The sequence below is a fragment of the Paraburkholderia sp. EB58 genome (assembly GCF_050436665.1).
Taxonomy (GTDB): domain Bacteria; phylum Pseudomonadota; class Gammaproteobacteria; order Burkholderiales; family Burkholderiaceae; genus Paraburkholderia.
On sequence record NZ_JBNDMQ010000007.1, the window covers coordinates 291979 to 300681 of the forward strand.

The window sequence follows — 8703 nt, forward strand, 5'->3', positions numbered from 1 at the left end:
CCTGCCTGAAGGGATACTGCTCAAGCGCCGGCTGTTTTCAGGCGTGTGCGAAGCATCACCTGAAGCGCCGTCGCATAGTCTTTGGTGTTGGCGTGTGCCCGCACCAATCTGGCTCGATTATAGCGTCCACACTCTTGCTGGACGTTGCAAGAGAGAGTTTCAATAAGGCGGTGAAGTATGACGCAGCGCACAACATGGCCGGATCAAAGCATGTTGGCGATATGCAATTCTGCCGTGGCACCAGGGCAGTCCCGCGGACGAGTATAGCGCTGTCGGCTTGGCTCGAGCCTCGCGTTCAGAGCAAACGCTACGCCCCGACATGGCCGGGGCGTCAGACGCGCTTAGAACCGGTGGGTTATGCCCACGATGGCCGCGACCTGGTGGTTGGTCGACGAGTAGGACGCGCCACTGAAGTCAGCCACTGCCTTTTTGCCCGTCGAATCGATACCCGAGGCGGTCTCATAGAAGCCGATTGCGTAGAGCGACGTACGCTTGGACAGCTGATAGATCGCGCCAAGGTTGATCTGGTTGTAGTTCGCGCTGCCAACGTTATCCGCGCCGCTGTTATGCGTGTAGATGTAAGCACCTGCCAGCGTCAACCCCGGGGTCAGCGCGTACTTCACGTTCAGTTCGCCCGAATTGAAGGTGGCCGTGCCGCCGTTGTACTTCGTGCCGTAACTGCCCACCGCGGTGACCGCGCCAAGGCTCTGGAACTGCGTGTTCGAGTACAGTACGGCGAGTGTCGCGGCGCCCAGCTGGTACGAACCGCCGGCCGTGATGATCTGCTGCGAACCAGCGGACGCGTAGCCGCCGTAAATGCGGCTTGGCATGTTGTTGGTGCCACCCGCGGCGGAGGACGGCGACGACGAATTGCCCTGGTCGCCGAACGTTGCGTAGTACGGGTCCTTGGTGAACATGTAGCTCGCGCCGAGCTTGACCGCGCCGTTCGAGTACGACACCGCTGCGTCCGTGACTTCGTTGCGCGAGAAGTCGCCAGCCTGACCGCCCAGGCTGTACAGAACGCCGATCGTCAGACCGCGGTAGTTCGGGCTCGTGTACTTGATCGAGTTCTGCACGCGATTCGACGTGTCGACGTTATCGACGTCGCCGGCACGCGTACCGTAGCCAAGGCCGGAAGCCGCCCAGTCTGCGCCGGATGCGAAATTGGACGTCGCATCGTTGCTGGCCGAATATTGACGGCCGAGCGTCACCGTACCCCAGGTGTTGCTTTGCAGGCCCACGTATGCTTTACGACCGAACTCCAGGCCGCCCTGGCTCAAGCCACCCGTGCCAAGCGTATAACCATTTTCGAGGTCGAAAATCGCTTTCAGGCCACCGCCCAGATCTTCACTGCCGAGCAAACCCCAACGCGACGAGGTGGCGCTCGACAGCGCATACATCTGGCCGCCCTTCACGTTGTTGTTGAACAGGAGACCGCCGTCTGCAATGCCGTACAGGGTGACGCTTTGAGCGTGAGCGGCGCCCGCAAAGGCGCCCAGCACCAGGATGGCCGCCGTAGTCTTTTGAATTTTCATCTTGATCTACTCGAATATTTTATTTAATACTGCTTAATATATATGAGACATCAGGCCTGTTATTTATCCATTCATTGATGGACAGATAAACCCAAGCCTTAAAATCACATACCCCAAACCTTCAGTGGCGCGACATCGGTTGAGACAGCAGGCGCTGTGGCAGATGAAATGACCAGATTCCCCGCACCACTATTCGCCTGCTCAATCGACGGGTCACAGTGTATCGACCCGCGGATATTTTTCTAAATCACCCATTCGCATATGCAAAGCGCTGCCGCCCATTCGCACCAAATTAGGGCTCGAAAGCACGAAAACGGCGCAAAAAGCACGAAAAATTGGGTAATCACGCCACGATCGTTAGGATAAATAGTATTTATGACCGCATTGCGTCGAAAACTACGTGGGGAATTTGCAACAATGCCCGGAAGCCTTACGCGGGCTTTCCGGGCATGGACACGCTGCCGCGAACATCGGTACTCCGGTCAGCGCGTGGACAAATGCAGGCGGGCGAGTTTGCCGTCAGACCGGCACGTCGCCTTCTATAGTTGTGCGATACATCTTGCGGCGCAGATGATCCGGCGTGCCGGCCGCGAGGTGCATCAGCGAGCGGTTGTCCCAGAACACCATGTCGTGCTCGGCCCACACGTGACGGTACAGATGCTCAGGCCGCACGCTGTGCGCGAAAATTTCTTCGAGCAATTGCTTGCTCTCGTCTTCGGGTAGCCCGATTACGCGGGTGGTGAAATGTTCGCTGACGAAGAGCGCCTTGCGCCCGGTTTCAGGATGCGTGCGCACCATCGGCTGCACGACCGGCTTCACCTCGGCAATCTGCTCGGCGGACAGATTCGGCCGCCACGGGCTGCGCTTTTGCAGCTCCGCGTACTTCGCCAGGTAGGTATGCTCCGCGAAGCGCCCTTCCACCGATTCGCGCAGATGCGCCGGCAGCGTGTCCCAGGCGAGATGCATGTTGGCAAACAGCGTGTCGCCGCCTTCGGCCGGCAACTCCTGTGCATGCAGCAGCGAGCCGAGGCTCGGTTTTTCCTTGTACGAGAGGTCCGAGTGCCAGAAATGGCCCGCGTCGCCGAGACCAATCGGCTTGCCGTTCTCGACGATATTCGACACGACCAGTACCTCCGGATATCCCGGCAGTTGGAACTGGTGCAGCACATGGATCTGCAGCGGGCCAAAGCGGCGGCTAAAGGCGATCTGCTGGTCAGGCGTGATGCGTTGGTCGCGAAACACCAATACGTGGTGATCGAGGTGCGCGCGATGAATGCGCGCGAAATCCTCGTCAACAAGCGGCTGATTCAGATCGAGGCCCAGGACTTCCGCGCCCACGGGGCCGTCGAAGGCACGGATTTCGATGCGGTGCGGGGCAGCCGGGCCGGAATGGAAGGCTTGAGCGGCTTGAGCGGGAACAGCGGAGTCGGAAGCAATCGTCACACGAAACTCTTCGTTCAGTCGGAGCGGAAACGCCGATAGTGGCGCGATAGAGCCAATCTACCGGTCCGCATGCGCGAGAGCAACGAAGCAAATTCCATACGCTTATCCGCTGCAGTGATAAACCCGACGCTGGACCGGACGTAGGGGCAGATCCTCCCGCTCGGGACCGTCGAAAACTTTCATGTATATTACAAACCGCGCCCAAGACGCCCCAAAGCATGCTGTTTTAGGCCCCAACCGGCCCGCACGGCCGCCCGGACTGCGCGCCAGACTTGCCTTGTCGGCAGGCACAGCCGATACTTGTCAGTTGCGCGAAATCCCTTCACCCCTCGATTTAACGGCTTTTCTCATGAGCACAATCCTTGAAAGTCTTCCGTCCGGCCAGAAAGTCGGTATCGCCTTCTCCGGCGGACTCGACACGAGTGCCGCTCTGCACTGGATGCGGATCAAAGGCGCCGTCCCGTACGCTTATACGGCTAACCTCGGCCAGCCCGACGAAGACGACTACGATTCGATTCCGCGTCGTGCGATCCAGTACGGTGCAGAAGGCGCGCGACTCATAGATTGCCGGGCTCAGCTGGTCGCCGAGGGCATCGCCGCCCTGCAATCGGGCGCGTTCCACATCTCGACCGCCGGCGCGACCTACTTCAATACGACGCCGATCGGACGCGCTGTGACCGGCACGATGCTGGTCGCCGCGATGAAGGAAGACGGCGTCAACATCTGGGGCGACGGCAGCACGTACAAGGGCAATGACATCGAGCGCTTCTACCGCTACGGCCTGCTCGTGAATCCGGATCTGAAGATCTACAAGCCGTGGCTCGACCAGGCGTTCATCGACGAGCTGGGCGGCCGCGCGGAAATGTCCGAATTCATGCGCCAGTCGGGCTTCGAATACAAGATGTCGGCAGAAAAGGCCTATTCCACCGACTCGAACCTGCTCGGTGCAACGCACGAAGCGAAGGATCTCGAGAGCCTCGAGAGCGGCATCAAGATCGTGAATCCCATCATGGGCGTCGCGTTCTGGCGTGACGACGTGCAGATCGCGAAGGAAGAAGTCACGATCCGCTTCGAAGAAGGCCAGCCTGTCGCGCTTAACGGCGTGCAGTTCACGGACGCCGTCGAGCTGCTGCTGGAAGCGAACCGCATTGGCGGCCGCCATGGCCTTGGCATGAGCGACCAGATCGAGAACCGGATTATCGAGGCGAAGAGCCGCGGTATCTATGAAGCGCCGGGCCTCGCGTTGCTGTACATCGCCTACGAGCGTCTCGTCACGGGTATCCACAACGAAGACACCATCGAACAGTACCGCGAAAACGGCAAGCGCCTGGGCCGCCTGCTGTATCAGGGCCGCTGGTTCGACCCGCAGGCCATCATGCTGCGCGAAACTGCACAGCGCTGGGTGGCACGCGCGATTACGGGCGAAGTCACGATCGAACTGCGCCGCGGCAACGACTACTCGATCCTGAGCACGAAGTCGCCGAACCTGACGTACCAGCCGGAACGGCTGTCGATGGAAAAGGTCGAGTCGACCTTCTCGCCGCGCGACCGGATCGGCCAGTTGACGATGCGTAATCTGGACATCACCGACACGCGCGCCAAGCTTCTGATCTATTCGGAAGTGGGATTGCTGGCGCCGGGCGAAGCGCTGGCGCTGCCGCAGCTGAAGGACGATAGCAAGTAAGCAAGCCGCAGTACCTCGCGACCGGATGAAGGAGAATCTTCATCCGGTCGAACCACCCGCATTCCCCTCCTGCTTTACCCCGCTTCACACTCCCATGCCCGGCCGGAATGACAGTTATGCACGCATGCTGCCTTCTTCGCGGGCTTGCAATGGCCGACTATCCCTCCTACGCAGTGTGCGTTAAACCTCTTCAGGAAGGAGATTGTCATGTCACTTCAAGCCAGACTCGATGCATTCAAAGCCGATTTCAAAGGCGGAAAGGCCCCCTACTTCGCACCGCCGGAAATCCATCCGATCATGGAACGCGCGACGGCCGAACTCATCGCATCCGGTCAGGCCGCACGCGCGCTCAAAGCGGGCGACGTCGCGCCGGAATTTACCCTCAACGACCCGGATGGCAATCCGGTGTCGTCTGTCGACCTGCTGAAAGAGGGGCCGCTCGTGATCAGCTTCTATCGTGGCGTGTGGTGCCCGTATTGCAATCTGGAACTGCTGGCGCTTGAAGAAGCGCTGCCATCGTTCAAGGCCGAAGGTGCCAATCTGGTCGCCATCTCGCCGCAGAATGCCGTGAATAGCCGTAAATCGGTCCGCACCAACAAGCTGGGTTTCCCGATCCTCAGCGACACGCACAACGATGTGGCCGCCGCATTCGGCATTCGCTTTGCTTTGCCCGACTATCTCGTCGATCTGTACAAGAAGCTCAAGAACGACCTGCCGGCGTTCAACGGTGACGATAGCTGGACACTGCCGATGCCCGCACGCTACGTGATTGGGCAAGATGGAACGATTCTGTACTCGGAAGTCAACCCTGACTATACGCACCGTCCTGAGCCGCACGACATGCTGCCGGTTCTGCGCAAGAAGGTTGCTTCGGCTTCCTGATCAAACCCCGCATCGTTCCTGGCGCTAGCGCGTCGGGAACGACTGGGCGGGCAAACCGGCAAACCGGCACACAAACATCGAGGCAGGCAAGATGAATTCACGAACTTTTCTAATCACCGGCGCCAGCAAAGGCATCGGCCGCGCCGTCGCACAGCGGCTGAACGCAGACGGGCACAAGGTTGTGGGGTTAGCACGTCAGGCGGACGACCCCGACTTTCCAGGAACGCTCGTGTCCGTCGACCTGGCCGACCGCGTGAAAACGCAGGCCGCGCTCGACAAGCTGGTAGCGCGATACCAGTTCGACGGTCTGGTCAACAACGTCGGTCTGGTTAAACCACAGAAGCTGGGCGCTATCGATCTGGACGCACTTGACTCCGTGATGTCGCTCAATCTGCATCCCGCGGTACAGGCGGCGCAAGCACTCCTGCCCAATATGCGCACCCAAGGTTGGGGGCGAATCGTCAACATCACGAGCCTCACGGTCCTTGGCATCGTGGAACGTACGGCTTACGCTGCCGCCAAGTCCGCTTTGGTAAGCTTTTCACGTTCCTGGGCGCTTGAACTGGCGACCACCGGCATCACCGTCAATTCCGTGGCGCCCGGCCCCACGGAAACCGAACTCTTCAGAGCCAACAACGCGCCAGGAAGCGAAGGCGAGCAGCGCTATCTCGCTGCCGTGCCCATGAAACGCTTCGGCAAGCCGGCCGAGATCGCGGCAGCCATCACATTCCTGCTGTCCGACGACGCGGCTTTCATCACAGGTCAAACGTTGTTTGTCGATGGGGGTGCGTCGATCGGGAAGGCTTCAATCTGAGGACCGAATATCTCCTCCACCCAGGCGACGAAGGCGCGTGCTTTCGCACTGACCATGCGGCCGCTCGGAAACACGGCCCACAGGTCGATGCCGGGCAATTCCCAATCGGCCAGCACGCGTTTTACCGCGCCACTCGCGAGTTCCGGCGAGAACATCCATTCCGAAGCGATCGCCACACCCATGTCGGCGAGCACGGCCGCGCGCACGGCTTCTGCGGCATTCACGCGGACGCGGCCGTTGACGACAATCGCCGTCTCCGAATTGCCCTGCTTGAACGACCACACGCTTCCACCGCCGCCCTGCTCATACACAATCGCCTGATGCGATAGCAGATCGGCAGGCACGTGCGGTTCGCCGGCTTTCGCGAACCAGGCTGGAGTACCGACGACGTAGCGTGGCGTGTGACCGACCTTGCGCGCAGTCATGCTCGAATCGCCGAGGACCCCCATCCTGAGTCCGACATCGATGCCGTTTTCCAGCAGGTCGATGTTCTCGTCGTCGAGCACGATGTCGACGTTGAGCTCGGGGTGCCGCTCAAGGAATGCCGGCAGCCGCGGAACGATGTGAATCCGCGCAAAGGTCACCGCCGATGAAATCCTGAGACGCCCCGATAGTGCGCCAGCCGATCCTCTCGCCGCAAACTCGGCTTCGTCGGCCTCTTCGATGGCCCGCTTGGCGCGCTCGTAAAACGCGTGGCCAGCCTCAGTTGGCGTCAGCCCGCGCGTCGAGCGAAGCAGCAGTCGAACCGCGAGCCGCTCTTCGAGTTGCGCGATGGACTTGGAAACGGCCGGCTGCCCGACGTTCAGCAGCCGCGCTGCCGCCGAGAAAGAACCGGATTCCACCACGCACACAAACGTTTCCATCGCTGTCAATCGGTCCAAGGTCGTCCCTCCTGGAACGAATGTAGGTCGGCCTGCGTTGCCCTGTCAAACACGCACCACAAAACCTGCTTTGCCGGACGATACGCCCCTGAAGAAGCCTGCCCGATACGCCCTCAGGGAATGTCTATTATGCGGTCGCGCTGCCTGCCGCGCCCGGATCAAAGCCCGCCGTTGCCCTTCCCCCAGCCACTATCAGCGATTGAACATGACCTTCGCTGTCTCGACGTCGAGCGGAGACGAGGTGTGCTCGTGGACGATCTTCCACCCGTCACCGTGCGGCCTGAGTATCGCAGTCAGGCGATTATCCAGCGAGCGCACATCCACGCCGTCCGCTGTCACCGCTTTGTAAGTCACGAAGGTGTGAACAACGGCGAGATCCTCCGCGACGATCCCCTGTGGATCGCTGAAATCCACCACAACGCGCTCGGTACCCAGCGAGCCGAACCAGCGGGCCGCCATTTGCCGCCAGGACTCGATACCGTTGTACGACCATGCGCCCCACATGTCGAAGACCCGCACGTCCTCGTCGTACAGCGCGATGAACGAATCGAGGTCTTTGGCAAAGACCGCAGCTTTGTAGTCATCCAGGAGCTGCAGGATCGGCTTGTCGAGTTTTCCCACGGTGTTGCTCCTGAATCGGATTGCGATGGCGGATAGAACTCGGGTGGAACGGCGAACCCGAGGCTCTTGAGCGGTTGTGTTTCAGCACTACGACGTTCGACGCGTCGCAGGATCGACGTGCCTCCGTGCCCTATTTTCGACCGTCTCTCACACCTCGCGCGATTAACAGAAAGTTAATCCTATCGATATATCAGATTCATAGTAAGGGTATACACTGATTTCATCGACGTTGCAGACACACCCTGACGGCCACTCTAGCGACGCGATCCTCAACTGAAATCGAAACGTCACTGGAGTTACATCATGAAGAGCAAGATCATTGCCGCTGTGCTGATTGCCGCCTCTGCCACCATCGCTGCCCCCGCTTTCGCGAGCGGCTACGGCCCGGCACCGTTTTATAATCCGAACGTCGGCGCACCTGCCTCGCAACGAGGCCAGAGCGTACAAACCATTGCGGCCGAAGAAGCCAGCCATGCCGGGTCCAACAGTGCATACGGCGGCGTGAACGAACAAACGACGCAATCGGGCACCAATGCCTCGCTTTCGGCCACGTCTTCGCTGTACCGCCATCATTGAGCCGCCGGGCCTGGCCGCTCATTGAAGCGGCTAGCCCCCGGCCCGCTTCGGGCTGTAGCCGTACTTTTTGAGCGCTTCGATGACCTGTTCGCAATGGTCGCCCTGCACCTCAATCTTGCCATCCTTGACCGTTCCACCAGAACTGCAGGCCGTGCGCAACTGCTTGCCTAGCCCGAAGTTTGAACACCTGAAACACTGCTGAGCAAGAAGTGGCGCGCCTTTGCGCCATTTTTTGTGTCTTAAATGTTCCCATGTAAATGGTACGTT

Annotated in this window: 8 protein-coding genes and 1 pseudogene; 4 read left to right on the forward strand and 5 right to left on the reverse strand. The window is 60.0% G+C overall.

Annotated elements, in window-relative coordinates; genetic code table 11:
* Positions 1-341 precede the first annotated feature (341 nt).
* Both P3T40_RS13390 and P3T40_RS13395 read right to left on the reverse strand, forming a co-directional pair.
* Complete coding sequence (locus tag P3T40_RS13390; protein WP_429268178.1) at positions 342-1535, reverse strand: porin; 1194 nt, start codon at positions 1533-1535, stop codon at positions 342-344.
* Between the two features lie 519 nt (positions 1536-2054).
* Positions 2055-2900, reverse strand: coding sequence for a TauD/TfdA dioxygenase family protein (locus P3T40_RS13395; RefSeq protein ID WP_429268196.1), 846 nt, complete (start codon positions 2898-2900; stop codon positions 2055-2057).
* A 427-nt stretch (positions 2901-3327) separates the two neighbouring features.
* Between P3T40_RS13395 and argG the strand changes: the two genes are divergently transcribed.
* From argG to P3T40_RS13410, 3 genes are all read left to right on the forward strand, one after another.
* Positions 3328-4662: an argininosuccinate synthase gene (argG, locus tag P3T40_RS13400; protein ID WP_429268179.1), complete on the forward strand. Its 1335-nt coding sequence runs from the start codon at positions 3328-3330 to the stop codon at positions 4660-4662.
* 207 nt (positions 4663-4869) lie between these two features.
* Complete coding sequence (locus P3T40_RS13405) at positions 4870-5544, forward strand: peroxiredoxin-like family protein (protein WP_429268180.1); 675 nt, start codon at positions 4870-4872, stop codon at positions 5542-5544.
* 91 nt (positions 5545-5635) lie between these two features.
* A complete protein-coding gene (locus tag P3T40_RS13410; RefSeq protein ID WP_429268181.1) occupies positions 5636-6358 on the forward strand; it encodes an SDR family oxidoreductase in 723 nt (240 codons plus the stop codon).
* Here the strand turns inward: P3T40_RS13410 and P3T40_RS13415 are convergent.
* A complete protein-coding gene (locus P3T40_RS13415) occupies positions 6307-7239 on the reverse strand; it encodes a LysR family transcriptional regulator (protein ID WP_429268182.1) in 933 nt (310 codons plus the stop codon). The genes P3T40_RS13410 and P3T40_RS13415 overlap by 52 nt on opposite strands.
* Before the next feature lie 192 nt (positions 7240-7431).
* Positions 7432-7860 carry a YybH family protein gene (locus P3T40_RS13420; protein ID WP_429268183.1) on the reverse strand — a complete coding sequence of 143 codons (429 nt, stop codon included), beginning with the start codon at positions 7858-7860 and terminating at the stop codon, positions 7432-7434.
* 303 nt (positions 7861-8163) lie between these two features.
* Between P3T40_RS13420 and P3T40_RS13425 the strand changes: the two genes are divergently transcribed.
* Positions 8164-8436: a hypothetical protein gene (locus P3T40_RS13425; protein WP_429268184.1), complete on the forward strand. Its 273-nt coding sequence runs from the start codon at positions 8164-8166 to the stop codon at positions 8434-8436.
* Positions 8437-8466: 30 nt separating this feature from the next.
* On the opposite strand, the pseudogene P3T40_RS13430 reads toward P3T40_RS13425, so the two are convergent.
* Positions 8467-8703: pseudogene (locus P3T40_RS13430) on the reverse strand (hypothetical protein); the annotation flags it as partial.